The sequence below is a fragment of the Microbacterium sp. LWH12-1.2 genome, assembly GCF_040675825.1.
Classification (GTDB): Bacteria; Actinomycetota; Actinomycetes; order Actinomycetales; family Microbacteriaceae; genus Microbacterium.
Map to the genome: position 1 here is coordinate 2,179,719 of NZ_JBEGIJ010000001.1, position 26,012 is coordinate 2,205,730.

General features: G+C 64.1%; 25 protein-coding genes and 2 pseudogenes. 13 read left to right on the forward strand and 14 right to left on the reverse strand.

Annotated elements, in window-relative coordinates; all coding sequences use genetic code 11:
• Positions 1-5 precede the first annotated feature (5 nt).
• Together MRBLWH12_RS10575 and MRBLWH12_RS10580 are read right to left on the reverse strand one after the other, a co-directional pair.
• The gene (locus tag MRBLWH12_RS10575; protein ID WP_363548756.1) at positions 6-254 is read right to left on the reverse strand and encodes a hypothetical protein; all 249 of its coding nucleotides are present in this window, start codon (positions 252-254) and stop codon (positions 6-8) included.
• 528 nt (positions 255-782) lie between these two features.
• Positions 783-1,706, reverse strand: a complete 924-nt coding sequence (locus MRBLWH12_RS10580) for a LysR family transcriptional regulator (RefSeq protein WP_363548758.1) — start codon at positions 1,704-1,706, stop codon at positions 783-785.
• A 135-nt stretch (positions 1,707-1,841) separates the two neighbouring features.
• Here MRBLWH12_RS10580 and MRBLWH12_RS10585 point away from each other — a divergent pair, with 135 nt between their 5' ends.
• The 3 genes from MRBLWH12_RS10585 to MRBLWH12_RS10595 are packed head-to-tail and all read left to right on the forward strand — an operon-like array spanning position 1,842 to position 3,603.
• On the forward strand, positions 1,842-2,762 hold the full coding sequence (locus tag MRBLWH12_RS10585) for an NAD-dependent epimerase/dehydratase family protein (RefSeq protein ID WP_363548760.1): 921 nt from the start codon (positions 1,842-1,844) through the stop codon (positions 2,760-2,762).
• Positions 2,763-2,818: 56 nt separating this feature from the next.
• A complete protein-coding gene (locus tag MRBLWH12_RS10590; protein WP_363548762.1) occupies positions 2,819-3,037 on the forward strand; it encodes a hypothetical protein in 219 nt (72 codons plus the stop codon).
• Entirely contained in the window at positions 3,034-3,603 is a 570-nt protein-coding gene (locus tag MRBLWH12_RS10595; RefSeq protein WP_363548764.1) for a VOC family protein, read from the forward strand. The genes MRBLWH12_RS10590 and MRBLWH12_RS10595 overlap by 4 nt, the downstream gene beginning before the upstream one ends.
• 380 nt (positions 3,604-3,983) lie before the next feature.
• Here the strand turns inward: MRBLWH12_RS10595 and MRBLWH12_RS10600 are convergent.
• Positions 3,984-4,435 (reverse strand): annotated as a pseudogene (locus MRBLWH12_RS10600) (helix-turn-helix domain-containing protein); the annotation flags it as partial.
• A gap of 256 nt (positions 4,436-4,691) precedes the next feature.
• Here MRBLWH12_RS10600 and MRBLWH12_RS10605 point away from each other — a divergent pair.
• Both MRBLWH12_RS10605 and MRBLWH12_RS10610 read left to right on the forward strand, forming a co-directional pair.
• Positions 4,692-5,228, forward strand: coding sequence for a GNAT family N-acetyltransferase (locus MRBLWH12_RS10605; RefSeq protein ID WP_363548766.1), 537 nt, complete (start codon positions 4,692-4,694; stop codon positions 5,226-5,228).
• Positions 5,229-5,232: 4 nt separating this feature from the next.
• Positions 5,233-6,127, forward strand: a protein-coding gene (locus MRBLWH12_RS10610) for an IS5 family transposase (RefSeq protein WP_363548768.1) whose coding sequence is annotated in 2 segments (ribosomal slippage) — positions 5,233-5,583 and positions 5,585-6,127 — 894 coding nt in all. Because the reading frame shifts where the segments join, the coding sequence is not laid out codon by codon here.
• A gap of 868 nt (positions 6,128-6,995) precedes the next feature.
• Here the strand turns inward: MRBLWH12_RS10610 and MRBLWH12_RS10615 are convergent.
• Both MRBLWH12_RS10615 and MRBLWH12_RS10620 read right to left on the reverse strand, forming a co-directional pair.
• Positions 6,996-7,823, reverse strand: a complete 828-nt coding sequence (locus tag MRBLWH12_RS10615) for a substrate-binding domain-containing protein (RefSeq protein ID WP_363551351.1) — start codon at positions 7,821-7,823, stop codon at positions 6,996-6,998.
• Positions 7,824-7,868: 45 nt separating this feature from the next.
• Positions 7,869-8,060: pseudogene (locus MRBLWH12_RS10620) on the reverse strand (LacI family DNA-binding transcriptional regulator); the annotation flags it as partial.
• A 173-nt stretch (positions 8,061-8,233) separates the two neighbouring features.
• Between MRBLWH12_RS10620 and MRBLWH12_RS10625 the strand changes: the two are divergent.
• On the forward strand, positions 8,234-9,268 hold the full coding sequence (locus MRBLWH12_RS10625) for an alpha/beta hydrolase family esterase (RefSeq protein ID WP_341977970.1): 1,035 nt from the start codon (positions 8,234-8,236) through the stop codon (positions 9,266-9,268).
• A gap of 99 nt (positions 9,269-9,367) precedes the next feature.
• On the opposite strand, the gene MRBLWH12_RS10630 is transcribed toward MRBLWH12_RS10625, so the two are convergent.
• The 5 genes from MRBLWH12_RS10630 to MRBLWH12_RS10650 all read right to left on the reverse strand — a co-directional run bounded on the left by MRBLWH12_RS10630 (position 9,368) and on the right by MRBLWH12_RS10650 (position 14,471).
• Positions 9,368-10,300, reverse strand: coding sequence for an NAD(P)-dependent oxidoreductase (locus MRBLWH12_RS10630; RefSeq protein WP_341977968.1), 933 nt, complete (start codon positions 10,298-10,300; stop codon positions 9,368-9,370).
• A gap of 102 nt (positions 10,301-10,402) precedes the next feature.
• Positions 10,403-11,881, reverse strand: coding sequence for an amidase (locus MRBLWH12_RS10635; RefSeq protein WP_341977966.1), 1,479 nt, complete (start codon positions 11,879-11,881; stop codon positions 10,403-10,405).
• Between the two features lie 78 nt (positions 11,882-11,959).
• A complete protein-coding gene (locus MRBLWH12_RS10640) occupies positions 11,960-12,379 on the reverse strand; it encodes a RidA family protein (protein ID WP_341977964.1) in 420 nt (139 codons plus the stop codon).
• 111 nt (positions 12,380-12,490) lie between these two features.
• Positions 12,491-13,111 (reverse strand): NADPH-dependent FMN reductase, encoded by a 621-nt coding sequence (locus MRBLWH12_RS10645; RefSeq protein WP_341977962.1) that lies wholly within the window; start codon positions 13,109-13,111, stop codon positions 12,491-12,493.
• A 184-nt stretch (positions 13,112-13,295) separates the two neighbouring features.
• The gene (locus MRBLWH12_RS10650) at positions 13,296-14,471 is read right to left on the reverse strand and encodes a hypothetical protein (protein ID WP_363548771.1); all 1,176 of its coding nucleotides are present in this window, start codon (positions 14,469-14,471) and stop codon (positions 13,296-13,298) included.
• 255 nt (positions 14,472-14,726) lie between these two features.
• Between MRBLWH12_RS10650 and MRBLWH12_RS10655 the strand changes: the two genes are divergently transcribed.
• The 5 genes from MRBLWH12_RS10655 (at position 14,727) to MRBLWH12_RS10675 (ending at position 20,586) form a co-directional block, all read left to right on the forward strand.
• Positions 14,727-16,118, forward strand: coding sequence for an amidohydrolase family protein (locus MRBLWH12_RS10655; RefSeq protein WP_341977958.1), 1,392 nt, complete (start codon positions 14,727-14,729; stop codon positions 16,116-16,118).
• A gap of 52 nt (positions 16,119-16,170) precedes the next feature.
• Entirely contained in the window at positions 16,171-17,832 is a 1,662-nt protein-coding gene (locus MRBLWH12_RS10660; protein WP_341977956.1) for an amidohydrolase, read from the forward strand.
• A 147-nt stretch (positions 17,833-17,979) separates the two neighbouring features.
• The gene (locus tag MRBLWH12_RS10665) at positions 17,980-18,984 is read left to right on the forward strand and encodes an ABC transporter substrate-binding protein (protein ID WP_341977955.1); all 1,005 of its coding nucleotides are present in this window, start codon (positions 17,980-17,982) and stop codon (positions 18,982-18,984) included.
• A gap of 112 nt (positions 18,985-19,096) precedes the next feature.
• Positions 19,097-19,849 (forward strand): ABC transporter permease, encoded by a 753-nt coding sequence (locus MRBLWH12_RS10670; RefSeq protein ID WP_341977953.1) that lies wholly within the window; start codon positions 19,097-19,099, stop codon positions 19,847-19,849.
• Positions 19,846-20,586 (forward strand): ABC transporter ATP-binding protein, encoded by a 741-nt coding sequence (locus MRBLWH12_RS10675; RefSeq protein ID WP_341977951.1) that lies wholly within the window; start codon positions 19,846-19,848, stop codon positions 20,584-20,586. Before MRBLWH12_RS10670 ends, MRBLWH12_RS10675 begins: the two co-directional genes overlap by 4 nt.
• Positions 20,587-21,232: 646 nt before the next feature.
• Here the strand turns inward: MRBLWH12_RS10675 and MRBLWH12_RS10680 are convergent.
• Positions 21,233-22,192: an aromatic alcohol reductase gene (locus tag MRBLWH12_RS10680; RefSeq protein ID WP_363548774.1), complete on the reverse strand. Its 960-nt coding sequence runs from the start codon at positions 22,190-22,192 to the stop codon at positions 21,233-21,235.
• Positions 22,193-22,304: 112 nt separating this feature from the next.
• On the opposite strand from MRBLWH12_RS10680, the gene MRBLWH12_RS10685 reads away from it, so the two are divergent.
• Positions 22,305-22,754 carry a MerR family transcriptional regulator gene (locus MRBLWH12_RS10685; protein WP_341977945.1) on the forward strand — a complete coding sequence of 150 codons (450 nt, stop codon included), beginning with the start codon at positions 22,305-22,307 and terminating at the stop codon, positions 22,752-22,754.
• On the opposite strand, the gene MRBLWH12_RS10690 is transcribed toward MRBLWH12_RS10685, so the two are convergent.
• Positions 22,755-23,378 carry an NADPH-dependent F420 reductase gene (locus MRBLWH12_RS10690; RefSeq protein WP_341977943.1) on the reverse strand — a complete coding sequence of 208 codons (624 nt, stop codon included), beginning with the start codon at positions 23,376-23,378 and terminating at the stop codon, positions 22,755-22,757.
• A gap of 113 nt (positions 23,379-23,491) precedes the next feature.
• On the opposite strand from MRBLWH12_RS10690, the gene MRBLWH12_RS10695 reads away from it, so the two are divergent.
• Complete coding sequence (locus tag MRBLWH12_RS10695) at positions 23,492-23,974, forward strand: MarR family winged helix-turn-helix transcriptional regulator (protein WP_341977941.1); 483 nt, start codon at positions 23,492-23,494, stop codon at positions 23,972-23,974.
• Between the two features lie 23 nt (positions 23,975-23,997).
• Here MRBLWH12_RS10695 and MRBLWH12_RS10700 read toward each other — a convergent pair whose 3' ends face one another.
• Both MRBLWH12_RS10700 and MRBLWH12_RS10705 read right to left on the reverse strand, forming a co-directional pair.
• A complete protein-coding gene (locus MRBLWH12_RS10700; RefSeq protein ID WP_363548777.1) occupies positions 23,998-24,864 on the reverse strand; it encodes an NAD(P)-dependent oxidoreductase in 867 nt (288 codons plus the stop codon).
• A 36-nt stretch (positions 24,865-24,900) separates the two neighbouring features.
• Entirely contained in the window at positions 24,901-25,956 is a 1,056-nt protein-coding gene (locus tag MRBLWH12_RS10705) for a LacI family DNA-binding transcriptional regulator (RefSeq protein WP_341977937.1), read from the reverse strand.
• Between the last annotated feature and the right edge of the window lie 56 nt (positions 25,957-26,012).

Sequence of the window (26,012 nt, forward strand, 5' to 3'; positions counted from 1 at the left end):
GGCAGCTAGAGGACCACGACGGCTTTGCCGCCAACCACTCCTGACTCCATGTCGGTGTGCGCGTCGACGATGGCGATATTCCGGGTGTCGTCGTGCGCGATGGCCCGTTCGAGCAGATCGAAGTACACCAGATGCTCAGGCTCGCCGAATCGGGGAGCAAGACTGCCCAGTCCCATCGTGCGCCCCCGACGTGGGGCAGCACCCGGGTGCTCTGCGTCGTCATCGACAACGGTCGGAATAAGATTCTCGGCCATGACCACATCGTATTTGTACGAACGGTCGAAGAATGCTCCAGTTGAAATGAAGACCCCTATCAGTGTGCCGCCAGATAACGGGGAGCCGATGCAGTCAGCCGTTCCGCATGGTTGCCACCGTCCATGCGGAGACCTCGAGCGGGAGGGGCGCAGTGGCCATCATGGTCTTCGAGACAAGGCGATCCACGAGTCGGTGGGCCTCATGGAGACTGATGTGGCCTGGGGGATGCCGTATGGCTGCGCAGCGCACTGCGGGCTTGAGCTCTTTGATGGGTAATCCCGTTATCCGTTTCTTCATATTCGGCGCTCGAGGACCCCGAACCGTGCCGCGCCGCGAGCCAATCCCAAACAGCGTGGGCGTCATGCACCGCTAGCGTTCAATCCTCGCAAAGACCCATGCACGCACCCCGATAACGGCCCGTCTGAGCGGGGAGGGTGATTGCTGACTTCGCAACGGGTAACGCGACTTCTGCTGGTGAAGACCGTTATCCGTTTTCACACTAAAGCCCAGGCGGCGGTGCCGTTCTGTTACCTCCGCGCGGCCGCGGACGGGCCACCCCATCCCTCGACAACCAGGACGGCGGTCTCGACGAATGCACGGATTCGAGCGTTTTCGTTGCTGGTCAGCCAGGCGAGACCGAATTCGAGGGGGGAAGCGTCGCTGATGGGTACGTACGCGATGTCCGGCCGAGGGTAGTACCGGGCGTTGTGCGCACCCATTGGGCTCACCCCCTCTCCATTGGCGATCAGGGCGAGCATCTGTTGGAACGTGGTTACAGAGGGCCCGCGAGCTATCGGCCGGCCGCCGGGCGTGTTCCACGGCAGATAGTTCTCGAGCCAATGCCGGGAGGGCGAGCCGCCGGGTCGGAAGATTTGGACATCCCCAAGTTCTTCGAGCGTGACGGACTCACGTGAGGCAAGGGGATGGTCGATTCCGACGCCCAACACCAGCGGTTCTCGGAGAATCACCGGTCCCGACGTGATGCTGGGCTCGTTCACTGGGAATTGGGTGATGGCGACTTCGACCTCGTGATCCCGCAACGGTTGGCACGGGTCGGTCAGCGGAGTCTCGCGGAGTTCACCGGTCATTCCGGGATGGCGAGTCGCGAGTTCGGTGAAGATGTCGACGGCGACGCGCGCAGCGAGGGTGCTGAAGAAGGAGACGGTGACCGTGCCGGATGCGCTGCGGGCTTGGTCTATTGCATGCGCGAAGCTGTTGATGACGGCTTCACGCGCTGGGTGCAGTTCCTTCAGGAGACCGTTCCCGATGCTCGTTAGTGAGACTCGCCGAGTGGTGCGCTCAAAAAGTGGTGCACCGATCCTCATTTCGAGGCTTTTGATGGTCTGGCTGACTCGCGCCTGGGAAAGGCGCAGGTTCTCTGCTGCCCGGCCGAAGTGAAGTTCCTGCGCGACCTCCAGAAACACCTCGACCTCGCGCCAATCGAGATTCATTCGCCCAACTTATCAAAACGGTGTGGTTTGGTTCTTACTCCCGTGTCCCCGAGCTTTGAGAATCGAGACAAGTCACCAGACCCAGAAGCGAAGAGGCAGCGACCCAAGGAGTTCACGTTGAGAAGAGGTGGGAATGTGATTCTCGTCACCGGAGGTCTCGGAATGATCGGTGCCCATGCCGCTGATGTGCTTGTCGACTTGGGGCATGACGTCGTGGTGACCGGCCATCGAAGCGTCGAACTGCCGTCGTTCCTTGTGGGCCGCGTCGCCGTGGAGGCCCTTGACGTCACCGATCGCAGCGCGTTCCTGGCGCTCGGCGACCGCTACGACGTCAGCGACATAGTCCATCTGGCGGGGAGCGTTCCCGGAACGGATCCTGTCTCATTCATTCGCTCGGACATGACCGGGCTGCTCAACGCACTCGACGCCGCACGCATCTGGGGAGTACGCCGGTTCGCCGTCGCCAGCAGCATCGGCGTGTACTCCGGCCGAACCGAGATCCCTTGGCACGAAGAGCTCGCATTGCCGCCCGCAGAGTTGCCACACCTGATCGTCGCGCTCAAGAAGGCCGTTGAGCCGATCACGACCCACGTGCTTCGAGGCAGTGGCGTGCAGCCGATTCTGCTCCGGGTCGGGAGCACCTGGGGACCGCTCATGGCCCCAGAGTCGCCCTTCAACTTCATCCCGTCCTACACCGGCGCGCTCCTCCGCGGTGAGCAGCCCCCGCCCCTGTATGCCGACGATGGTGGCGACTTTTGCTACGCGCCCGACGCCGGCCGAGCGATCGCACTCCTGACCACCGCCCCAAGCCTTCGGCATGACACCTACAACGTGTCTAGCGGACGGCGCTACACCAATCGCGAGGTCGCGCAGGCCCTGGAAGCAACCGCGCACGGCACGCGAATCGAACTACGGCACGGGCGACAGCGCGGCCCGGGCACCGACCCGTATCTCGACATCGCCCGCCTGGTGGAGGAAACCGGCTTCGCGCCGGAGTTCGATGTCGCCCGCGCCGTCGACCACTACGTGACGTGGCGCACCACCAACCCGCGCTGATGTCGGTGATCCCAGGCGTCGTCGCAAAGCGCAAGCGAGATGAAACGAGGCGAACTATGAACAACATCGCACTGACACCGAAATCCGGTCGTCCGATGAAAGGTGACCTGGTCTGGAGCGCGCTGCCAGATGCCCCGGTGGTCGACGATTCGCTGCGCCATCCCGTCCTCGACCTGCTCACGTTCCTGGACCGGCGCCGAACGCGACGCGCCGCGATGGTCGCGCCGTCGCGTGACCTCCCGTCGACCGCAGTGCCGCGGCGCGCAGATCCATGAGCACGGCCGTCACCTGTCCCGATCACGTCTATATCACCGCTAGGGCCCATCGTCCATCCATCACCCAACGCCCAACACCCACGAAAGGAAGCATCATGACCACCTTCACCACGTTCCTGTGGTTCGATACACAGGCTCTGGAGGCAGCGGAGTACTACACCTCGATCTTCGAGGACAGCAGGATCAACCAGATCCGGCACTACCCGAGCTCCCCAGACGACGCCGGATCGATCATGACCGTCGACTTCGAACTCGGCGGCCGGGCCTTCACCGCGCTGAACGCTGGACCGGGCGATCCGTTCACCGACGCAATGTCGATCGAGGTGCGCTGCGATAGCCAGGACGAGGTCGATCGATACTGGAACCAACTCACCGACGGTGGCGAGGAGAAGCCCTGTGGATGGCTGAAAGACCAGTTCGGCGTCATGTGGCAGGTGTTCCCGAACCTCTTCTTCGAGCTGCTCGACGACCCCGACCCTGCCAAGTCGCAGGCGGTGTCCGCGGCCATGCTCAAGATGCGCAAGATCGAGTCGAGCGAACTCCAGGCGGCCTTCGACAACGCGTGACGTCGCCCCGGGCGCCATTGAACTCGGCTCCACGGATCCCAGACGGATCGGGGAACCCGGCAACTGCCGGGGTCGATATCCTGGCGTTCGTACTCAATCCAACCGGTACGCGCGGTATGACAAAGGCTCCGCCATCGGCGGAGCCTTTGTCATATCAACGCGACTCGTCCTCCGATCATCGGGCCTGACTCGGTGATGCTGGCACTCCCCGTGCCTCAATGATTGCGAGTTTCCGCCGTCGTGCGGTGGTCAGCGGCTCTAAAAGAAAGTGGGGGATTGTTCGAATGGGCCGCTGTCTGGACAAGGCGCGACGCAAGGCGCTTAAGAGGCCTGCGAAGCATCAGCGATAGCACTGGTGGAGCCTATCGCTCGGCCGTGAGTTTCCAGCCGCCGCCGTCAGGCATGCGACCGAGCTTCTTCACGTCCATATGCACCAGCTCACCTGGACGTTCGCGCTCGTAACGGACCGCTGTGGTCTTCGACGCGCGGATCCGCTCGCCGGCCATGGGGTCCAGATCGGCGAGCGGAGGCAACCCCCACCTGGCGATGATGCGTGACACCGTCCGCGCCGGCACCCGGTCCGGGCCGCGGCCTCGTCACGCCCGATACGTTCCTTCTTCCGGATCGCGATCAGCTGCCGCCTCGGTCTCGGGAGTGCGATTGGCGAGGTGATGCGGGCGCGAGGATCGGTCGTGGGGAACCGGCCTCACCCACGGCGCGATAGCGATCCAGCCACCGCTTCACGCAGCGTGGAGACGCCCCCTTGCGGCGGCAAAATGCGCCTGCTTCCACCCAGCACAGCGCGGTGGACGATGAGCAACCCGCCATGCACCGGTCAGGCGGGCTTACGGTGGGACACGAGACCTCCGAGTTCGTGAGGACGTCAGATATCTCCACTAAGCCCGGAAGTTCTCCCCTTTCACAAGACCCAAAACGGAACCAACCTCATAGCCGGGTACAACTAGGGCGTGTCTGACAATTGCGTGGTCCTGGCGATGATGCCGTCGAATGCGACGGCGGCGCAGTTGACACTGGTCACGGATCGGTTGGCCGGAGCGAGCGTGGATGCGTCCTGCGAAGATGGTCGAGTGAACGAGAACCCCGATGTCGAGATTCGTCCGTACCGGAGCAAGGACGCACGCGCGACCCTGGCGGTGTTCATTGATGCGGTGACGGTGATCGCGGCAGCTGATTACTCGACCGAACAGATCGCCGCATGGGCGCGTCCGGCACAACGCAACGAGAGCGACTGGGACCGTGCGATGAAGGGCCGCAACAGCTACGTCTGCGTCGTGGATGATGCGATCGCAGGATTCTCCGATGTGAGCCCGACGGGGTACATCGACATGATGTTCGTGTCGCCGCGTCATGCTCGTCGCGGCCTGGCCTCTGCGCTGCTCGCGCTGCTAGAAGCCGAGGCGCGGGCCACTGGTGCCATCGCGCTCTCGGCCGACGTCAGTCTCACGGCGCGCCCCTTCTTCGAACGTCACGGCTTCATCGTGGAGGCCGAGCAACACCCCATGACGGCCGGTGTGCCGATGACAAACTTTCATATGACCAGGCCGCTTGCTGCATCGAACTCGGGTGTGCCTGACAGAAGTGCGGGTGACGGGCTGGGAGCCTGAGCGGGTGTCGCGGTTCCAAGTGCTCTCGGATGCTCAGTGGTCGTTTATCGAGCCGATGCTCCCGGCGCGGACCGGGCGACGAGGGCGACCGTTCTCCGATGCCAGGTCGATGGTCGAGGCCATCGTCTACCGGTATCGGACCGGGATCGCGTGGCGGGATCTGCCTGAGGTGTTCGGCCCGTGGCAGACGGTGTGGACCTGGCATCGCCGGATGGCGGTGGAGGGCACGTGGGAGAAGGTGCATGCTCGATTGACCGCTGCCGCGGATGCCGCCGGATTGGTGGACTGGTCGCTGTCGGTGGACTCCACGATCGCTCGTGCACATCAGCACGCGACGAACACGACGCGCCTCACAGGGGGCTGGGTCGAACTACACGAATCTGCGGGAAGAGCCGCCTGACCACGGCATCGGTCGCTCACGCGGCGGGCTATCGACCAAAGTCCATCAGCTCGTCGATGGTAACGGGCTGCCCTTGGTCACCATGATAACGCCCGGTCAGGCCGGTGACTCGCCGATGTTCCTGCCTCTCATGTCGCACCTGCGCGTTGGGCGTGAGATCGGCCGGCCACGAACCAGACCGGATGCGGTACGCGGCGACAAGGCGTACTCGTCTCGCGCGATCCGCTCGCACCTACGCGACCGCGGCATCAAGACTGTCATCCCCGAGCCCAACGACCAGAAGGGTCACCGCAAACGCCGAGGATCACGAGGCGGACGCCCCGTCGCGCTCGACACGGCCGACTACAGGAACCGCAACGTCATCGAGCGCCGCTTCAGCCACCTCAAGCAGTGGCGCGGCCTGGCCACCCGATACGACAAACACGCGACCACCTACCGAGCCGCGGTCATCCTCCACGGCATCATCGCATGGACCAGGCAATTGTCAGACACGCCCTAGCTCCCGGATATGTGGGCAGCCCAGCCGACGAATCTGCCGCTCTCGACTCCAGTAAGACGGGTCGCCTAGGCGTCATGGGGACACCCTTGTTCCCAAATTGTTCCCACGGAGCAGATTCACGCAAATAAGAAGCCCCGCGATCCCAGTGTTTTCAAGGGATTGCGGGGCTTCAATTCTGGCGGTGACGGTGGGATTTGAACCCATGAAGACGAGATCAGGCTCGATATGAAAGCCTCGTTTCGCGCGGAACCACTGGGATTCGAGTTCGCGGGCGATCAGGTGGTTCGGAGTCGATTGGATTCAGTTGTTGCCACGACGTTGCCACGAGACTCCACGCCGATTGGTCAGCGCGCGACGCGTGAGTGCGAGCATCAGATCGAGGGCTCTTGCGAGCTTCGTGGTCGTCGTGAATCTAGAAGCCCGGCCGCGACTCCTGCCGGAGACGATGGGACTCCGACCTCTGGTTGCCGCTTATACCTCTAATGTCCGAAAAGGGAATCCACCTTAGCAGGGCCGTCTTGCGCCCATCACAGGCGAAAACATGCACTTCCCACATGCCTGCCGCACACCACACACCACATCAACGGCAGCGCGGGTTCGCGCTGAGTCCGCGCGTTCCTATCCACTTCGGGCCGTTCTGGGACACTGCTGGGGACCGTGGGATCTGAATTCCATGCTGGGATATGTCTGAGCCACACCGCACCCGGCAAGGTTCGTGCCCCTCACATGAATAGTAGGGTTCGTGACCCTACTATCCAATCTCGTTGCCCGTCGACCTGCTGCAGAGTGCTCCGAGGGTTCAGCCCGACAGCTCACAATGACGAGAGTGGGCCTCCCGACAAAGCGGGCACCCACGCTCGTCAGACTATTACCCTGATACCGCCGCGGTCGATCCGCGCATGATCAGGCTGACCGGAAGCATGATCGTCTCCTGCACCTGCTCGGCACCGGAAAGCGCCTCCAGCAGAAGCTGAGCGGCGCGGATGCCCATGCTCGTCGCCGGAACACGAACGGTGCTCAGCGGCGGTGCCAAGTCCTCTGCGAACTGAACGTCGTTGAAGCCGATGAGCGACATGTCACGAGGGCACTCGATCCCGGTCTGCCTCATGGCACGCAGGATTCCGACGGCGATCAGGTCGTTGCTGGCCACGACACCGGTGGCGCCGTGAGATCGGTCGTGGAGAAGAGGCAGCATCGCCGCACGACCCGCCTCGATCGACAGAGCTTGGGCGATCACAACCGTTCCCGTCATATCACCGAAGGAACGCCACGCCGCTTCGAAGGCGTCGGCTCTCGTCGTGCTCGTCGAGAGGTTGCTCGGCCCGGCGATGTGCAGAAGTCGACGGTGCCCGAGATCGTGAAGACTGCGAACAGCCGCCGTGATGCCGCTCGCATCGTTGCCGGCCACGAGCGGATAGGGCACGGGGCCAGCGTCACGGTTCAGGAGCACCACCTTCACTCCCGCCTCGTAGAGATCGGCGATCGGCGACTCGTCGCGCTGGCCTGAGGCGATGATCAATCCGTCGACGCGCCGATCGAGCAACGACGTGAGTGCGCCGCGTTCACCCGCCGCGAAACCGTCTGTATTCGCGATGAGGACGGAGTAACCATGGGGTTGCAGGTGGGCTTCGATTGCGCGAACAAGAGGCGGAAAAAGCGGATTGGTGATGTCTGGGATGACGACACCCACGGTCATCGAACTGTTCGTGCGAAGGCCGCGCGCAAGAGTATTCGGAACATAGCCCAGTTGCTCTGCGGCGCGAACAACGCGCTCAACGGTCCGCGCGTTGACCATCGACCTCGTGCTGGCATTGAGCGCGCGGGAAGCGGTGCCCTTGTGGACTTCCGCGAGCGCGGCCACGTCGGCAATCGTCGGACGTCCGTTACGCACCGTTGCCTCACCCCTGACTACCTCATGCTCTGCAACGAACATGCTATTGGCACACCCTCCATGGACGGCTCTCGCCCGAAGTCGAAACGACTCTACAACCGATTGCTAAACCTCTTGTGCTGATCCTTGCGCGCCCCTAAGCTACCGCAATCGATTGCAGATTCTGTCTGGCCATGACAGGTGCGCCGTCGAAACACAACGGAAAGGACACAGCCATGCCCGACACGACAACCGCGGCGGCCCGGAAGTTGCGCCGATGCACCAGAGCCGGCGCGATGATCACGGCACTTGCGACAGCAGTAGGCCTCACCGCATGCGTACCTACTCTCACGACAGAAGCGACGAGCACCCCCTCCGCGGAGAGCTGCGCACTGGACGTCGAGCCCGGCATCAATGAGGTTCCCCTGGAGTCCGGTGGCGTGTCTCGGCCGTTCCAGCTTTACGTCCCTGCCGACTACGACGGACATACGCCGATCCCCATCGTGATCAACGGTCACGGCAGCACGAGCGACGGGGCGGAACACCTCGCCTACAGCGCCATGATGTCGGTGGCGGACGAGCATGTTTTCGCCATCGCATCTCCGACAGGAGCGGTCGAGTTCACCCGCGGATACATCTGGAACTTCCCCGGATTCCCGCTGTACGGCGGGACGGAGTTGGCAGCCGAGGGCACACCCGATGACGATCTCATGGTGAGAGACCTCATCGAAGAAGTGCAACAGGTCGTCTGCACCGATGCGACACGCATCTATGCAACGGGATTCTCAGCGGGTGGACGTATGGCCTCGCGTCTCGCGTGCACGAATGCAGATCTGATCGCGGCGTTCGGCGCCGTCGGCGGCCTGCGGGCCGGCCCGGAGCCGGACCCGACGGACTGCCACCCCGCGCGTCCCGTCCCCGTGATCGCCTTTCATGGCGATGCGGATCCGATCAACAGGTTCACGGGCGGCACCGGCACTACGACCAACTTCGGCTACGGAGTCGATACCGCCGTCGAGCAGTGGGCGTCCATAAACGGCTGCGAAGGCGAACCGACGATCGAATCGGTGACTCCGACTGTCAAGAGCGCGGCGTATCCGTGCCCAGAGGATGCCGAAGTCATCTTCTACACCGTCGAAGGCGGCGGACACACGTGGCCGGGAGCTGGATTCATTCTGCCCGAAGACCCGTTCGGACCGACTGACATGTCCATCAACGCCAGCGAACTGATGTGGGAGTTCTTCTCCCGCCACCAGTTGCCCGCCTCCTGACACGACGCTCGGGGTGGGGTCGAGAGGCTCGGCCCCACCCCGAGTGCTGTGCTCAGCAATGGTTCGCGACGAAGACCATTCCGCTGAACTGCAGGCTGGTCATTCCTCCTCCAGGCCGTCGCTGACGGCCACGCCCTCGGGGAGGAGATCCAACCCCGAGCCATGCGCGGACGTCAGGATGAGCGAGGCGAAGTCCTGCTCGACATTGCCGTTGCCGACTTCCTGAGCGACGATGTTGCGTGTCACCGAGGCGACGGGCATGACGACGCCCAGTTCGCGCGCAGCCGCCAGACCGAGGTCGAAGTCCTTCTGGAGCAGCTCATGAGTGAACGTGGGCGTGAAGTCCAGATTCACCAGGGCAGGCGTCTTGTACTGAGTGAAGACGGACCCCATGACGGAGTCGTTCAGGAAGGAGAGGAATGCCTCCCTCGTGACACCGGACTTCTCAGCGAGAACCGTGATCTCGGCGAGAGACTGGGTCACGACACCGAGGAACACATTGTGCGCGATCTTCACGGTACGAGCGACTTCCCCCTCGCCGACGTACGTGACGCCGCGTCCCCACGTCTCCAGAAGTGGAAGCGCAACCGAGAAGACGTCGCGTGGGCCGGAGACGGCCACAGTGAGCTTGCCCGTCGAGATGACCTTCGGATTTCCGGAGACAGGTGTGGCCAGGAAGCCCACGCCGCGCGACTCGGCCTTCTCACGGACCATGGCGCTCGCCTGTGATGAGACCGTCGATGCATCGCCGATGATCTTCGGCACCCGGCTCTTGTCGGTGAGCAGACCATCGGGCCCGAGCATGACGTGCTCGAGGTCTGGGGATGCAGAGACCATGCTGAAGACGATGTCCCTGTCGGCCAACTCGACCGGCTTGTCCACGACGGTGGCACCGTACTCTGTCAGCGCCTCGGCCTTCGTACGCGTGCGGTTGTAGACCGCGACGTCGTATCCCGCATCCAGCAGGCGCTTTGCCAGTTGGTACCCCATACGTCCTACGCCGATCCAACCCACAGTCGCCTTAGCGGTCATAACGTGCTCCTTCATTTAACAATCGATTGCTTTTCCTTTGAGGTGCCGCGTACGCGCGCAACGCTGTTGCGCATCAGGCGTCGCTCACGGTGCCTCAAGGCTCTATTCCGCGGCGGCGACCCCACGCAGTTCGGGCGCGATCTGTTCGTACATCCATCGCCAGGGTGCTGCTTCTTCGAAGCGTGCGCACGCCGACATCAGCATTCCGTCCTCGAAACGAGGGGCGATGAGTTGGATGCCGAAGGGGAGGCCGTCGATGAGCCCGCCCGGCAGGGAAGCAGCCGGGTGCCCACTGAAGTTCGTGAGGTAGGTCAGGCACCAGCCGATGAGCGGATTCACCTGTTCACCGTCGACCATCGAGGGACCGACCGTCTCACCGTGCTCACGATTCTCCACCGCCAGAGCACCGACCGTCGGCGACGCGATGAAGTCGACCTGGTCGAAGAGCCCGTCGACGATGTCATGAACACGAGTGCGCATCATCTGGTCCCGCTGGAGGTCGTCGAAGCCGGCACCACCGGCGACGTCCATCCAGTGCAGGACATGATCCGGAAGCTGCGGGATCATGTCGAGTCCGGCCTGCCTGAATCCTTTGACAGCAGCAAGGTTGCCCGTACTGATCATGCGGCACCACAGGTCGCTCAACTCGGTTCGAGAGAACGGCAGTCGGACATCCAGGGGCACGATGATCGCCCCCTGCTGTTCGAACGCATTGAGGCTCGCCTCGACGGCTTCGGAGATGCGGCGATCGACCGCGAAGACTCCGAAGTCCCGCGTGTAACCGATACGTTTCCCGGCGATCGCGCCGTCGAGACTGCCGCTCCAGTCCACGGTCTCCCTCAGCGAGTATGGGTCGAGTCGATCACGACCGCTCAGCGCCTGGAGTGCGAGCGCCGCATCAGCCACGCTGCGGGTGATCGGCCCCTCGTAGACGAACGGCGCCGTACCGCCGAAGGCATTCGGTCGCATGACGATCGGTACGCGCCCGAATGAGGGCTGGAACCCGAATGTGCCGCTCCACGCTGACGGGATCCTGATCGATCCACCGCCGTCCGTGCCGTCGGCGACCGCGAGTACACCCGCCCCGACGAGTGCCGCGCTTCCTCCAGAGGAGCCACCGCTGTTACGCCGCAGGTCGAAAGGATTGCTCGTCGCGCCGAAAATTGCGTTGTCGCATGTCCCGCGGAATCCGAGTGCCGGGCTGTTGGTCGTCCCCACGATGATCGCACCCGCGGCTTCCATCCGGCGCGGAAACGTGGATGAGATGTCCCCGACGAATCCAGTGCGCTGGAGCGCTCCCCCGAAGGTGGACGGCCAACCCGGGTACATGTTGTACAGATCCTTCATCGCCGTCGGAACCCCCGCAAGGATTCCGACGTCCTCGCCGGCTTGGATGCGTCGCTGCAGTCGGCGTGCGGATTCTCGCGCGCCTTCGGGATCGATGTGAGTGAAAGCGTTGAGGTGCGGCTCCGCGTTCTCGATCGCGTTCAGCGCATCGTCCACGATCTCTTCAACGCTCCGATCCCCCGAGGTGACTGCGGCCGCGATCTCAGTGGCCTGCGCTCCGGCGAAAGTGGACATGATGGTTCCCAATCTGGTTGGTTGGCGATCGATTACTTGGGTCGAAGCCGCTGGGACGTCGCGCGCATGTGCATCGCGTCACGTCCGGACCGCTGCGATGGCGCTGACTTCGAAGTTGAGAGCCGCGGGAACGAGGCGCACGATTTCGACAGTGGTCGTCGTCGTGAGGTGGGGCAGTGACGTCTTGGTCACGGCCTCGACGACAGCGTTGTTCTTTTCGATGTCGCGGACGTACTTCGTCATCGACACGATGTCGCTCAGCGTCCCGCCAGCCGCGACCAGGATCCGCTCGAGGTTCCGATATGCCCGGATGACCTCTGCTTCAACAGAATCGGACGGCTCGTCGGACGTCGGAGGTCCGAGCACCCCTGCGACGAAGATGAGCTCGTGGTTGCCGACCACCCGAATCGCTGGCGTGAAGGGGAGGCCAGGGATTCCGTACACCTCCTCCGCCGAGCCGATCGACAGGAGGTGTTCAGCATCGCTGAATGGTTGCATGTGCTCTCCCTTCAGGTGACGAGCGCGAATGCGCCCGCATGGGGATGTGGACCGAGTACCGACTGATACCGTGCCGCGCACGCGGCTCGCACCCCGTGCGCGGCTCGGTTGTCACGTCACGAGGTACTCGCGGTTCTTGCTCGCAAGGTCGCGAGCGATCGTGGACCGGGCGAACTCCTCGTAGTCGTCGAGCCAGCGCTCCAGCAGGGTGCGGACGCCCTCATCGGTGAGGTCGCCTTCCTGAGTAAACTTCTCCCCCGCGTGGTTCACGTAGATCTCGGGGCGACCCATGACCTCGAGGTCGGAGTAGAGCGCGATCTTTCGCAGGTCCATCTGCGCGCGATTGGTGCCGATGGTGCCGATCGATGCGCCGATGATCCCCAGCGGCTTGTGCCGCAACGGGTTGAGCGCCGGAACGGGCAAAGTCTGCCAGTCGAAGAAGTTCTTCAGCACTGCCGGGAGCGAGTAGCAGAACTCCGGCGTTGCGATGATCACACCGTCGGCCGCACCGATCTGGCCGTGAACATGCTTCACGCTGTCCGGCACCTCGCCGAAGTAGTACTCGACGCTGGCGAACGGCAGGTCGGAGAGACCGTCGACCGGCGTGATGACCATGGTTCCGCGCTTCTGCGCGATCTCCTGCAGAGCCCGGATGAGGCCGGCGTTGTACGAGCCGGCGCGCTGACTCCCGCAGACTGCTGCGATCTGAATCTGTCCATCGGAATTGACCACTGTGACCCACCTTCAACTCGAGTAGTGCTGAAATCTCGTCACGCAACCGACCAACTCTGGCGGCATCGTTCTGAGGCGTGCGGCGACTCCAGGTGAAGTCGCCGGCATTGGGACGGATCCATGAATTCGTGCTGGATCCGGTGCTGTCGCACGATGTCACTCGCGGCAGCCACGGGTGTTCCTCCTAGAGGGTCGGCCCGATCGACTGGGTCTCGATGCCGAGAACATCACGCCCCAGGAGTTCGTATCCGACGCGACCGGAGAGCCCTGCATGGCGGCTTCCGACGGCGGTGTTCCGCCAGATCCGCTCCAGCGGGTTCACCTGGGAGAAGGTCGACGTACCGTGCGCGCTCGCCAGTGCGTCCACTGCCTCCCAGCACGCCTGTGCGACGTAGGCGCAGTCCGCTCGGTTCTTGGTCTTCTCGTGATCATTGGCCGGCCTCGATTCAGCGACGATCCGATCCAGATCATCGGCCACGGCTAGCATCCGCAGCCGCGCGGTCTCGATGATCTGGGTCGCCCGCCCCAACTCCACCTGAAAGGCGGCGGACTCCGCCTGTGTCCGGTAGGTCGTGGTCACGATCGGCCGCGAGGCTGCTTTGCCGGTGACCAGTTCGAGCGCATGCTCCGCTTCGCCGACCAGAGTGCTCACGATCGCAATGTTCAGCACAGAATAAATATGGGAGCGGTAGATGCCCTGGTAGACGCTGCTGTCGTAGTCGCGCCAGCGAAGGATTCGGTGCTCCGGGACGAAGACCCCGTCGATCACGGCCGTCGAGCTGGCCGTGGCACGCATCCCGGTGACGAACCACGTGTCGTCCACCGTGATGTCTTCGCGGGGCAGCAACACGAACCCGAGCTCTGCCCCCGGACCGAGACTCCCGTTCAGCGGTGCGGTGACGAAGATCCAGTCTGCGACGGTGACGCCTGACATGTAGGGCCAACGACCTGTGAGCTCGATACCCCCTTCGCGAGCCTCCGCGTGGCCTGACGGAGCGAGCACGCCGGCCCCGCGGACTCCGGCACCACCAGCCCAGATCTCCGCCTTGGCCTGCTCGCTGAACAGTGCGAACACGAATGCCGCCGCATTGTTCACACCCATGAACCAGCCGGCCGCCGCGTCGCCCTGGCCGAGCAGGATCGCAGTCTCAACGACGGTGCGGAATGATGCCTCGCCGCCACCAAACCGGGTCGGAGTCAGCAGAGACGTCAGACCGGCACTGGTGATCGCCTCGACGTCAGCCGGGTCGAGGTGGCGCTCCGTGTCCGCGGCCGCGGCGTGAGAGCGCAGCTGGTCGCACATGCTGTGGGCGTGATCGATCGCTGTATCGCTTGCTCGGGTTTCGGGAGCGCTCGTCATCATCTACACCTTCCTCACCAGCACCGGATGGCACCGGCATCGCTATGTGGCGATCACACTACACAATCGATTGCAATGAAACAAGAGATCGAGAGAGAGGCGTGCGTGGGTTCCAGACCATTGGGAACTGCACGACAGGCGAGTCGTGCTCAGAATTTACTACAACCGATTGCAGTTGAGGCGCCTCCACCTCTAGCATGACACCAGGGCGCCGTGATCTGACCCGCAAACGGTGGCCACGGAAGGAAGCTGACGATGACACGACGAACGATCCTTCGAAACGCCCATGTGCTGGCTCTGGACGACCAGATCGGCGAACGCGGCGGTGATGTGCTGATCGAGGACGGCGTCATCATCGAGATCGCCGAATCGATTCGCGCCGACGCCGCCGATATCGTCGAACTTGGCGGTGCGATCGTGATGCCGGGCCTCGTGGACACGCACATCCACCTGTGGCAGTCCGCGATCCGTGGTATCGCCTCCGGGACGTGGGCACGCGAGTACTTCGGCCTCGTGCATCCGCTGTCGGGCAGGTTCCGCGCATCAGACATGCATGCGTCCACTCTCGGAGGCGCCATCGAGCTCCTGCTGTCCGGGACCACCACGGTCTTCGATTTCTGTCACGCGACCAACTCCCGCGAGCATGCGGAGGCCTCATTGCAGGCGCTCGACGAATCCGGCATCCGCGGTCTCTTCGGGTTCTGTTTTCGTCATCGTCCAGAGGCCGTCGTGGAAGGATTCACGACGCTCCAGGAGCGGTTCGATGTTCTCGCAGAACTCGTCTCAGACTGGAAGAGTCATGATCGGCTGGGCCTGGGCGTCGCCCTCAACAACATCGACCACGTCCCTCCAAGGGTGCATGCCGAGGAGGTCGGCGCGGCACGGTCACTGGGATTGCGCCAGAGCTTGCACTCGAACCTGCCTGGACAGGTCGCGCTGTCAGCGCGGAACGGGCTCCTCGGCGAAGACTTGAGCTGGGTGCACGCTGCCGCCATCGACGACGATGAGATCGCTCTGCTCGCCGAGCACGGCGGTTCCATCGCCTTCACACCTGAAGTGGAGGCGGCGATGATGGGCGTCGCACCTCGCGTTGGCGCCGCACGACGTCGCGGTGTTCCCGTCTCCATCGGAACAGACGTTCCGTCGGGTATCAACGGCAGCCTGTTCGCGCAGCTCCGGATCGCTCGAGCGGTGACCCGGACGATCGACACACAGACCGAACGCGCTCAGAACCGACCTGGCACGCGAACGGCGTCGCATCCGAGCCTCGACACGATGGACTTGCTGCGGATGGCGACGATCGACGGTGCACGCGTGCTCGGGCTCGAGAAGCAGATCGGCACGGTCACGCCAGGAAAGCGCGCTGACCTGCTCGTCATCGACACGGCGCCGTTCGGTCTGGGCGCCGGCACCGCCGCTGATTTCGTCGTGTACCAGGCCACGGCGCGTAATCTCCGCAGCGTCTATGTCGACGGCGAGTTGGTGGTCCACAACGGCACCCACCTCACGTCCGACATGAACGTCGTGCGACGCAGACTGGACGATGCCCGCGATTGGGTGCTCGGCTGGACCGCAGAAAGCGAGTGGCCGGAGATCGACGAGGAGTTGCGCGCCCGGTACGAAGCCGGGCAGGGCAAGGCATCCTGATGCTGATGAGTTCCAGGGGCGGCTGACAAGAGGCGGCTCGTATCGTATACGCATGGACAGCACGCAGGCTCAACCACTCCGGATCGCGCTCGGCGGTCACATCCTGACCCTTGATGATCACTCCTCGCGCGCAACCGCAATGGCATGGTGCGATGGCGCCGTCGTGGCCGTCGGCAGCGATCGTGACGTACTGGCACTGACCGGCGCCGATCCTGCTGATGCGGTGGACTTCGCGGGTCGAACCGTCATCCCCGGCCTCACGGACGCCCACGCTCACCTGGACCGCTACGGTCTCGGTGCAGATCTCCCCGGCTTCGAGGACTGCGTGAGCGTCGCCGATGTGCTCGAAGTGATCGCGCACGCGGTCGAGACCCGGGAGCCGGGCGAGTGGATCGTGACTCGGCCGATCGGGGCGCCGCCGCACTACGAGCGTGCCCGATTGGGTGAGGGTTCTCTCGTCCCGACTCGTGCGCAACTCGACCGGGTCGCCCCCGACAACCCGGTGTACATCCGCCCGATCTGGGGTTACTGGAATGCGGAGCTCGACCTTGTTTCGGCGGCGAACACCGCCGCACTCCGGGCGGCCGGTATCGATCTGCGCACGACGCGGTCGCCCAGCGCCACGGTCGAGCTCCTCCGCGACTCGTCAGGAGAGTTGACGGGCGTCTTCGTCGAGCGCGTCCGAAACCCCATCCTCGAGCACACCCTGCTGGCAGATGCGCCGACGTTCACGACCGCGCAACGAGCCAGGGCGATCAGGGCCGGAGCTGCCGCTTACGCGGGCTATGGCACCACCGCTTTCTTCGAGGGCCACGGGCTGTCGGACGATGTCCTGGACGCCTACCAGCAGGTTGGTGCTGGGGGCTTGCGTGCGTCCCTGATGTGGAGTTCCAACTGGACTCAGGATGATCCGGATGAGGTCGGCGCGCTGCTGGCCGGCCGGCGACGCCAACTGCAGGCGGCCGATTCGCGCCTTGATCTGCAGGGGGTGTTCGTCGAGATCGATGACGGCTCCGGCGATGCCGCGCTGCGCGCTCGGGGACGTTCACACTCCGGCTGGGCCGGCTTTACGACGGGAGCGGCGCTTCCCGAGGAGCAGCTTCTTCGCCTCTTGCACAGGGCGGCTGAGGCAGGCATCCGCGTGTCGGGCCTAGACGCGCGCCTGCTGCCTCTCATCGCCGAAGTCGACGCCGTCACACCTGTCACGCCGCTGGGCTGGGTGCTGTCGCACCACCCCGTTCTGTCTCCGGAACAGATCGATCAGATCGCACACTTGGGGATGATGGTGACCACCATCGCGCCGTACACCCTGATTCGAGGCGGCGACGCACTCCTCCGCGGTGGTTCGGCCCCGGGAAGCATTCTGCCTCTGCCTGCACTGAAAGCTGCCGGAGTGCCGTTCGCGTTCGGTAGCGATAACGTTCCGATCTCGATCTGGGAGTCGATCTACGCGGTAACCGAGCGCCTCACCGAGAGCGGAGCCGCTATTGGACCGGAGAATGCCCTGTCTCGCGAGGAAGCCCTGATCGCAGCCGCGAGGGGCGGGGCCTCGGCCACCGGAGAGCAGGATACTCGCGGGGCACTGGCGACGGGCATGGCGGCGGATTTCGCCGTGCTCGACCACGATCCGCTTACTTGCCCCGCGAGCGCACTCAGAGCGATCCGCGCCTCAGCCATCGTCATCGGAGGGGATGTGGTCCACGGAACGCTGTAGCCATCTCCCGAATGCAATGGGTTGCAGTTTTCCCGGGAGCATGCGTAAATGGACGCCACGGGCAAGTTCGTATACGAACATCGCGACTATGGCCCGGTAACGACCGCTTTTGATAGATGCTCCAACCCACCCGTCAATGGAGGCACCGTGTCCGCTCGTCACCGTTTCCGAACCACCGTCCTTCCTGCTCTTCTGGTGAGCGTTCTCGCGGTCAGCGCCTGCGCAGGCGAGACCGGCGACAGCACCAGCGGCGATTCGGAGAAGCCGATCGCCCGCATCGTCACTGTCGGCACCCCCGGCACCAACGTGGGGTTCCTCTTCGACGACATCCCTATGGCCGTCGAAGCAGCCGGAGGCGGGGCGGAGGACGCTGGCTACTTCCCCTCCACCCAGCCAGCCCTCGAAGCACTCAGCGGCGGTGCGGCAGACTTCGCCACGATCGTGACCTCCGGGGCACTCACCGGACTCACCGGCACCGGCGACTACCTCTTCCTCGGCGTGGCCAAGGCCTCGGCAGGACAGAGCTCGTCGATCGTGGTGCCGGCCGGCAGCGACATCAAGACGGTGGAAGACCTGGCCGGCAAGTCGGTCGCGGTCACCAAGGGCGCGGCCGGCGAGTACATCGTGGACCAGGCGATGCTCAACCACGGCATGCCGGCCGACTCGATCAAGAAGGTCTACCTCGGCCCAGGCGACGCGGCCGGCGCGTTCATCCAGGGTTCGATCGACGCATGGGCGGCCTTCGACATCTTTATCCCTGCGGCCGTCACCAAGATGGGAGCACGTGTGCTGATCACCGGCGATGACGAGTTGACCGGAAAGTTCGACTACCCGGTGCTCGTCGTGACCCGTTTCTTCGCCGAGGCGCACCCCGAGGTCACGGCCGCCGTGCTGAAGGGCTACACCAAAGGCGGTCAGCACGTGATCGAGGATCCCGACGAGTATCTGTCGATCCAGAAGACCGCGAACGACTTCAGCCCGGAGCAGATGGACTACATCTTCGATCGGCTGCTCGTGTACGAAGCCTACGACGCTCAGACGCTCGCCGAGCTTCAGGAGAGCATCGACAGCTGGAACGAGATCGGTACGCTGAGCGAGAAGCTCGCGGCGAAGGACATCGTGTTCGACGTCGCTTCTGTTCCCGCGAGCTGACCGCGGCCCTGTCATGGCGACGCAAAATTCCTCCGCTCTCACCGAACCCCACGCGAGAAACATCGGGCCCGAACCGCGTCACGCACCCAAGCGCACTCAGTGGTGGTCGCGCATGAAGCCGTTGCGCACGGCCGGACCGGTCATCGTCCTGGTGTTGTGGCAGGTCACGACCATGACCGGTCTGGTGCCGCCGACCGTCCTGCCTCCGCCTTCCGAGGTGTTCGTCACGGGGTGGGAACTCTTGCAGACGGGTGAACTCCAGATGCACCTGCTGGTGTCCCTGGAGCGAATCGCCTATGCCGTCCTGCTCGGCGTGAGCATCGGTTTGGTGATGGCACTCCTCTCCGGCATCTGGAAGGTCGGCGACGCGCTGATCGATCCCCTCATGCAGATGATGCGCACCGTGCCGGTCCTCGCGCTGGTTCCGCTGTTCATCCTCTGGTTCGGTATCGGCGAGCCGTCCAAAGTGCTCATGATCGCGCTGGCTGTGGTGTTCCCGGTGTACCTGAACACATACGCCGGCATCCGCGGGGTCGATCGCAAGCTCATGGAGGTGGGGACGATCGTGCGACTCACACCCATCGGACGGATCCGGCACATCGTGCTTCCCGGCGCGCTGCCCGGATTCCTGACTGGTCTGCGGATGTCACTGGGCGTGGCCTGGCTGATCCTTGTCATCAGCGAGCAGGTCAATGCCAACGAGGGCGTCGGGTACCTCATGAACAACGCGCGTTTGTATTTGCGCACAGACGTGATCGTGCTCGGCATCCTGATCTACGCGGCTGCGGGCTATCTGTCCGACCTGCTCGTGAGGCTCATCGAGAAGCGCACACTGGCCTGGCGTCAGGGATTGGAGACGGTATGAGTGCGAAGGCACCCGAGAAGGCAGATGTTGGCCTCGGTGCCCTTGTCGTGTCGCTGCGCGACGTGTCGCGCTCGTTTGGGGATACGAAGGTGCTCTCGGATATCGACCTCGACATCGAGAGTGGACAATTCGTCGCGCTGCTCGGGCGGTCGGGAACCGGCAAGAGTACGCTCCTGCGGATCGTGACGGGACTCGACACCGGTGCGACTGGCCGGATCGCCGTCACCGACCGCCTCTCCGTCGGCTTCCAGGAACCTCGACTGCTGCCGTGGAAGAAGGTATGGCGCAACGTCGCACTCGGGCTTCCCGGTTCCGACCTGAAGCGGCGGGCCCAGCGCACCTTGCAGGAGGTCGGGCTCGAGCACCGCGCGGATGCCTGGCCGCTCACGCTCTCAGGCGGGGAGGCCCAGCGGGCCTCTCTCGCGAGGGCGCTCATCCGCGAGCCTCAGCTGATGGTCCTTGATGAGCCGTTCGGTGCGCTGGACGCTTTGACGAAGATCAAGATGCACGCGCTGCTGCTCGAGTTGTTCCGCGCCCACCGGCCCGGAGTCCTGCTTGTGACCCACGACGTGGAGGAGGCGATCCTGCTCGCCGATCGAGTGTTGGTCATGGAGGGCGGGAAGTTCGTTTCGGACACCCAGATCGATCTGCCGCATCCCCGCACCAAGGCGGGCGGGTCTTTCGTGAAGTTGAGAACGAAACTGCTGGCTGACCTCGGCGTCACTGACGTCGCCTGACGTCGCTGGAGTGCGCTCGGTTGGGCACGGTGCTACCCGTCTCATGCCGCGGTCTGACCGACCCGTGCCGTTTCCGTCGACGGCGCCCGTCGTCCGTCGGCCGTCGGCCGTCGGCGCGTCGGCGCGTCGTAGGACAACCAGTATCAGCAGCATGAGCACGACGACGATCGCGGCATCGATTCCGATGCCGACCCGAAGTGCGAAGAGGCTGGTGAGGCCGCCGGCTGCGATCGTGATGGCGGAGACGATGGGCGTTCCGAGGGTCATGCTGACTTGCTGGGTCATGGTGACGAGACCAGTGGCGAGTCCGTGCTGTTCCGCGTCGATCCCCAAGGTGGCGGCGACGAGGAACGTGACGACGGCGACCATGTGCCCCCCGGCGGCGATGGATCCGAGGATGGAGTAGAGGACTGTCGAGAAGGCGCCGCCGTCCACGACGACCAGCACTGCGACGACTTGCCACGCCGTTGCCAATTCCTTCTCATCATCGCACGCTCGCACACCGCGCGAGCGTGCAATGCACGAGCGAATCCGATGATCACCGTCGCCGCACTCTAGGAGCCGCATCCAATCTCGCTCGAGCTTCCTCGCGGCGGACGGGACGGCATCTCAACGCGTCGCTCTTCGCGGGCAATGTGCGGTTCGACTATTCGCCAGAGCAGACCACATCGACGAGGTTCCGCTCCACCCATTCGCGCAGAGTCGTGGTCGAGATGCCGTGGCGCGAGTTGAACGTGCCTTCCTTCTCCCAGGCCACGCCGCGTCCCTGCGCGAACGCTGCGCGGTACTTCCTGGTCATGTTGTCTGGGTCGGCGGCGAGTTCAGCCATGAGGAGGGGCTCCGACCATACGCGTAGCTCAAACGAGCGCCCCAGAACCTGTTCCAGCGTTTCCGCCAGCTGGCCGTAAGTGATGGTATCGCCGGCGACGTAGACGATCTCGTTCCGGATCCGCGGCTCGGCGAACAGGATCGCCGCGGTGAGCGCACCGATGTCTTCCGGGGTCGTAACGGTGACGGCGGTGTCCGGGGTGCCAAGTGCGTTCACGGTGTCATTCGGCAGGTCGACCATCCCCGACCCGGGCTCGAAGAGGTAATTCATGAACATGCCTGTGGATATGATCACCCACTCGGTGTCGTCCTGTGATCGGAGGAGGTCTCGCACGTCGAGCTGTGAGTCGAAGATGTCCTGAGGGCTCCCGCGCCCGATCACATCGAAGTCGACTCCGAACTGCCACGGGAAGTACCGTGGGAGCTTCGCCTGCAGCGCCGCCTGCGCAACCTTCATTGGGGTGTCAAGACCGGCGGTGATCCCGGTACAGCCGATGACAGTGTCGTAGTCCGAAAAGATCGCCGCGAGGTCGTCGATGGTGCTCTCCACCAGGTCGCCGGCGACGATCCCGATGCCAAGGGCGCGGATCTCCGCAACGTCGCGCTGCTTCGCCGGAACCGTTGAATCGATCGTGTAGGCGCGCAGCAGCACATCCACGGAGGCTCCCGGCATGTCCGCCACCCGGCGCGCGACGTTGCGCAGCACGGGCATTCCGAGTTCGCCCGCCCCAATGACGAGGATCCTCCGCGACGAGCCGTCCCAGCTGCGCACTGACATGTGTTCTTCCTTTCCTGCGGCATCTCGAGGATCGCGATGCCGTTCACAAAGCGTAAATTTTGACATCAGTGTCAAGGTCAAATCGATCACCCCCGACAGAAGGATGCACCTGATGAGGATCAGCGAGGCTGCGGCGGAGATCGGCGCGCCGGCGCGGATGCTGCGTTACTACGAGCAACAGGGACTCATCGAGGCATCACGCTCGGGAAACGGGTACCGCGACTACTTCGAAGAGCAGGTGGAACACGCCCGCCACGTCCGTGCCCTCGTCGAAGCGGGGCTCTCCACTCGCATGATCAAGATAGTGCTGGACATTGAGTCCCCCGCAGCCGACCGGCCGTCGACGGCGGAGAATCGCGCCTCCGCCGTAGAGCTGGCGAGAGAGCTGCGTGTGGTGGAGAACCGCATCCTCTGCCTACAGAAGAGCCGCGAGGCCGTCATCGGCTATCTCCAGAACTCCGCCCACGCAGATCTGCTCACGGCCAGCCCCCATTTATCGGGCGCGGACGCGGGAGAGCGGGACGAAGCGCCGACCGACACGCTCCGCCCGCATTCGCGCTGATTAGGAACGGATGGCGAAGCCACCGGTCCAGGGCACCTCTTCGCGCACCGCGAGGACGAGCTGCAGGAATCCGAGCGCCTCGAGTTCCCGCGCCCGCTTCAGCGACCCCGCGTCGGTCACGGAGACGCCGCTGGCCGAGATGATCTCGGTCAGCTGCGCTTTGGCCTGGTCGTCGTCACTCGCCACGATCACGGTCGTGGGGACTCCGCCCACCTCGCGCGACCCGAGGGTGGCGGCGAAATTGGTGTTAAAGGCCTTCACGACCTTCGCGTCGGGAACCGCTCGCTGGAACTCAGCAGCAGCGGAGGAGTCGGCGGGCACTGTGAGTGCGTCGAACGTGTCGAAATCGACCGGATTGGTGACATCGACGACGATCTTGCCCTGCAGCTGCTCGGCGTACGTCTCAATAACGTCTGCGACCGCAGGGTAAGGAATTGCGAGCACGACGATCTCACCCGTCAGCGCCTCCCCGAAGGCGGCCGCCGTGCCTCCGACCTGCTCTGCCAGGGCGGCAGCTTTCGCCGAGTCCCTCGCGACAGCCTGCACCGACGCGCCGCCCTTCGCGAGGATACCGGCGATCGCCGAGCCCATGTTCCCTGTTCCGATGATGGAGATGCTTGCCACGTTTCCGTCCTCCTGCTCAATTAGGTTGCAACTACAACTACTTCTCACAACCTACTCTCGGCCTGATCTGTTCCCCCTAGAGTTGGTGCGATATGTCCTACAAAGTCCCTCGGATGACCGATGAGCAATCTCGCGCCTGGTTGGCGCTCGTCTGGACGGCGGAGCTGCTCCCGGCAGCGCTCGACGCGCAACTGCAGGCGGACTCCGGTCTGACACACTTCGAGTTCATAGTCATCGGCACACTGCAGCAGGCGAAGAACAGCACTCTGCGCACGAAGGACCTCGCCTCCGCCACGAACTCGACGCTGCCTCGCCTGTCGAGGGTCGTCGGTAAACTCGCAGTTCGCGACCTGGTGGAACGCATCGGAGCAGATGACGATGCCCGCGTCGTGAATGTCAGGCTCACCGCGGCAGGGCGACGTGAACTCATCCGCGCGGTACCTGATCACATCGCGCTCGCCAAGTCGGTCGTCATCGACCATCTGTCCGTCGACGATCTCCGAGCTTTGACCCGCATTCTGGCGCCGCTCGTCGAGCGACTCGATCCGCTCCACCGCGTCGGGTTCGCTGCGGCCGAGAGATCCTCCTCCCGCTGAGCGGGATTCCTGTCCGACGGCCGTCAGTCCTGTCGGCGCGTGATCTCCGCCATCGCCGACCAGTCGAGCCTGGCGAGCTCTTCATCCTTGAGCGTCTGCTCGAAGATGTCAGTGAGAACCGACGCAGTCGGCAGGGCTGCACGGAACTCCTGCGCAGCCGACCGTGCCAGATTGAGATCCTTGAGTCCCAGCTCCGCCGAGAATCCGACGGGCAGATACCCGCGTTCGGCGATCATCTTGCCGTATCCGGTGTATGCGCTCCCGGTGTAGGCGGCGTCGGTCAGGATCTCGACGAAGACCGAACCGTCGACACCTCCCCGCTCGATCAGGTTGACCGACTCGGCCAGCGCCTGCAGCGTGTGGATGAGGTTGTAGTTGACCCCGATCTTGACGAGGTTCGCACGCTCCGGTTGGTCGCCGAGGCGCCAGGTGCGCTTTCCGAGAACCGTCAGGAACTCTTCGGCACGGTCCAGAGCGGCCTCAGGTCCGGCGGCGACGATGTTCAGACCACCGCTTGCTGCCAGGTGAGGGCGGCCCAGCACCGGAGCGGCGACATAGTCGACACCAGCCTCGCGATGACGCGCGACCAGATCCCGCACGGTATCGAGACTCAGCGTCGACATGTTGACGTGCACCGAGCCGGCCGCACTGCGGAGTGTCTCGTCGGAGAAGACCGCGTTTGCGGCCGCGTCGTTCGCGAGCATCGAGACCGCGACTCCGGCGCGAAGCGCCTCGGCGGGTGTCGCCACCGGTCGGGCTCCGGCCGCAACGAGCGGCTCCAGCGGCGCGCGCGATCGGTTCCAGACGAGCACCTCGTGCCCCGCATCGATGAGACGGCGAGCCATGCCTGCGCCCATGGCGCCAAGGCCGAGGAAACCAACTGTTGTCACGAGAAACTCCGTTCGATAGTCCTGGAAAAGAGGAGGTCAGGGGAAATTCGCGCTTGTCGAGCCACGCTCGATGAACTCGGGCTCGAGCATCTGACGGACGTCGGTCGGTCTCACTCCCTCGAGGAGATCGAACGCGATACGCGCGCTACGACGACCCAGCTCGAAACCGGGGAGGCGCACGGTCGTCAGCGGCGGGTCGAGATGGTCAACGAGCGGCGCATCGTTGTAGCCGACTACTGAGATGTCCTCGGGACACCGCAATCTGGCGGCTCTAATCGCATCGATCGCGCCGATTGCCATCAGGTCGTTGTGCGCGAAGACCGCAGTGGGTCGCCTGTCAGGCGGCTGACGCAGAAGCATCTCCGCCTGACGTCGCCCCTCCTCGACGGTGCTCTCCGGCGCATGGGCACCTGTCGACACATCGGAGGCTTCGGGGTGCTCGCGCATCGCCGCGCCGAACCCCCGCGCGCGCTCGACGAAGGAGGATATCTGGAACGTACCTGGTATCTGGGCGATGCGCCGGTGCCCCAGAGCCAGGAGGTGTTCTACCGCCACCCGGGCACCCACGAAGTCGTCCGGCAATACCTCGAGGTGACGTCGCTCGGCACCGGCGAGCCCGGACGAACCGAATCCTCGTACCGCCAGCACCACCGGAACCCGGCGCTCGAGATCCGAGACGAAATCCTCGTCATCGACCTGCGCGGCACTCAGGATGATGCAATCCACCTGATTGCGCAGAAGTCGGATCACGACGCTACGCAGGATCGCCGGGTCATCGTGGGTTTCGGCCACAAGTGGCGTATAGGTGCCGGTGCGGGCTTCGTGCTCGATCCCTCGCAGCAAGGAAACCACGAAGGAGTTGGCCAAGTCGGCTACCACGACGCCGATCGTGCCCGTTCTCCCCCGGCGCAGACTTTGCGCGACCGCGTTCGTACGATAGCCGAGCCCCTCTGCCACGGCGTGCACCCGCGCCTTGGTCGCCTCGCTCACGAGGTGGGATTGGTCATCACTCAGAGCTCGTGACGCCGTCGCGACATGGACGCCCGCCTCGCGCGCGACATCTTTCAGGTTGGGAACTCGGGATTCGGCCATATTCGCACTGTAATGCCCGTTCATTCGCCCGAGGCGCACTCGGTCCGTGCTCCTCG

Bases quoted from the DNA above. Each gene is read 5' to 3' on its own strand.
- MRBLWH12_RS10575 (WP_363548756.1), bottom strand. From the start codon at position 254: ATGGCCGAGAATCTTATTCCGACCGTTGTCGATGACGACGCAGAGCAC.
- MRBLWH12_RS10580 (WP_363548758.1), bottom strand. From the start codon at position 1,706: ATGAATCTCGATTGGCGCGAGGTCGAGGTGTTTCTGGAGGTCGCGCAG.
- MRBLWH12_RS10590 (WP_363548762.1), top strand. From the start codon at position 2,819: ATGAACAACATCGCACTGACACCGAAATCCGGTCGTCCGATGAAAGGT.
- MRBLWH12_RS10595 (WP_363548764.1), top strand. From the start codon at position 3,034: ATGAGCACGGCCGTCACCTGTCCCGATCACGTCTATATCACCGCTAGG.
- MRBLWH12_RS10615 (WP_363551351.1), bottom strand. From the start codon at position 7,823: ATGACCGTGGGTGTCGTCATCCCAGACATCACCAATCCGCTTTTTCCG.
- MRBLWH12_RS10625 (WP_341977970.1), top strand. From the start codon at position 8,234: ATGCCCGACACGACAACCGCGGCGGCCCGGAAGTTGCGCCGATGCACC.
- MRBLWH12_RS10630 (WP_341977968.1), bottom strand. From the start codon at position 10,300: ATGACCGCTAAGGCGACTGTGGGTTGGATCGGCGTAGGACGTATGGGG.
- MRBLWH12_RS10635 (WP_341977966.1), bottom strand. From the start codon at position 11,881: ATGTCCACTTTCGCCGGAGCGCAGGCCACTGAGATCGCGGCCGCAGTC.
- MRBLWH12_RS10640 (WP_341977964.1), bottom strand. From the start codon at position 12,379: ATGCAACCATTCAGCGATGCTGAACACCTCCTGTCGATCGGCTCGGCG.
- MRBLWH12_RS10650 (WP_363548771.1), bottom strand. From the start codon at position 14,471: ATGACGAGCGCTCCCGAAACCCGAGCAAGCGATACAGCGATCGATCAC.
- MRBLWH12_RS10655 (WP_341977958.1), top strand. From the start codon at position 14,727: ATGACACGACGAACGATCCTTCGAAACGCCCATGTGCTGGCTCTGGAC.
- MRBLWH12_RS10660 (WP_341977956.1), top strand. From the start codon at position 16,171: ATGGACAGCACGCAGGCTCAACCACTCCGGATCGCGCTCGGCGGTCAC.
- MRBLWH12_RS10670 (WP_341977953.1), top strand. From the start codon at position 19,097: ATGAAGCCGTTGCGCACGGCCGGACCGGTCATCGTCCTGGTGTTGTGG.
- MRBLWH12_RS10675 (WP_341977951.1), top strand. From the start codon at position 19,846: ATGAGTGCGAAGGCACCCGAGAAGGCAGATGTTGGCCTCGGTGCCCTT.
- MRBLWH12_RS10680 (WP_363548774.1), bottom strand. From the start codon at position 22,192: ATGTCAGTGCGCAGCTGGGACGGCTCGTCGCGGAGGATCCTCGTCATT.
- MRBLWH12_RS10685 (WP_341977945.1), top strand. From the start codon at position 22,305: ATGAGGATCAGCGAGGCTGCGGCGGAGATCGGCGCGCCGGCGCGGATG.
- MRBLWH12_RS10695 (WP_341977941.1), top strand. From the start codon at position 23,492: ATGACCGATGAGCAATCTCGCGCCTGGTTGGCGCTCGTCTGGACGGCG.
- MRBLWH12_RS10705 (WP_341977937.1), bottom strand. From the start codon at position 25,956: ATGGCCGAATCCCGAGTTCCCAACCTGAAAGATGTCGCGCGCGAGGCG.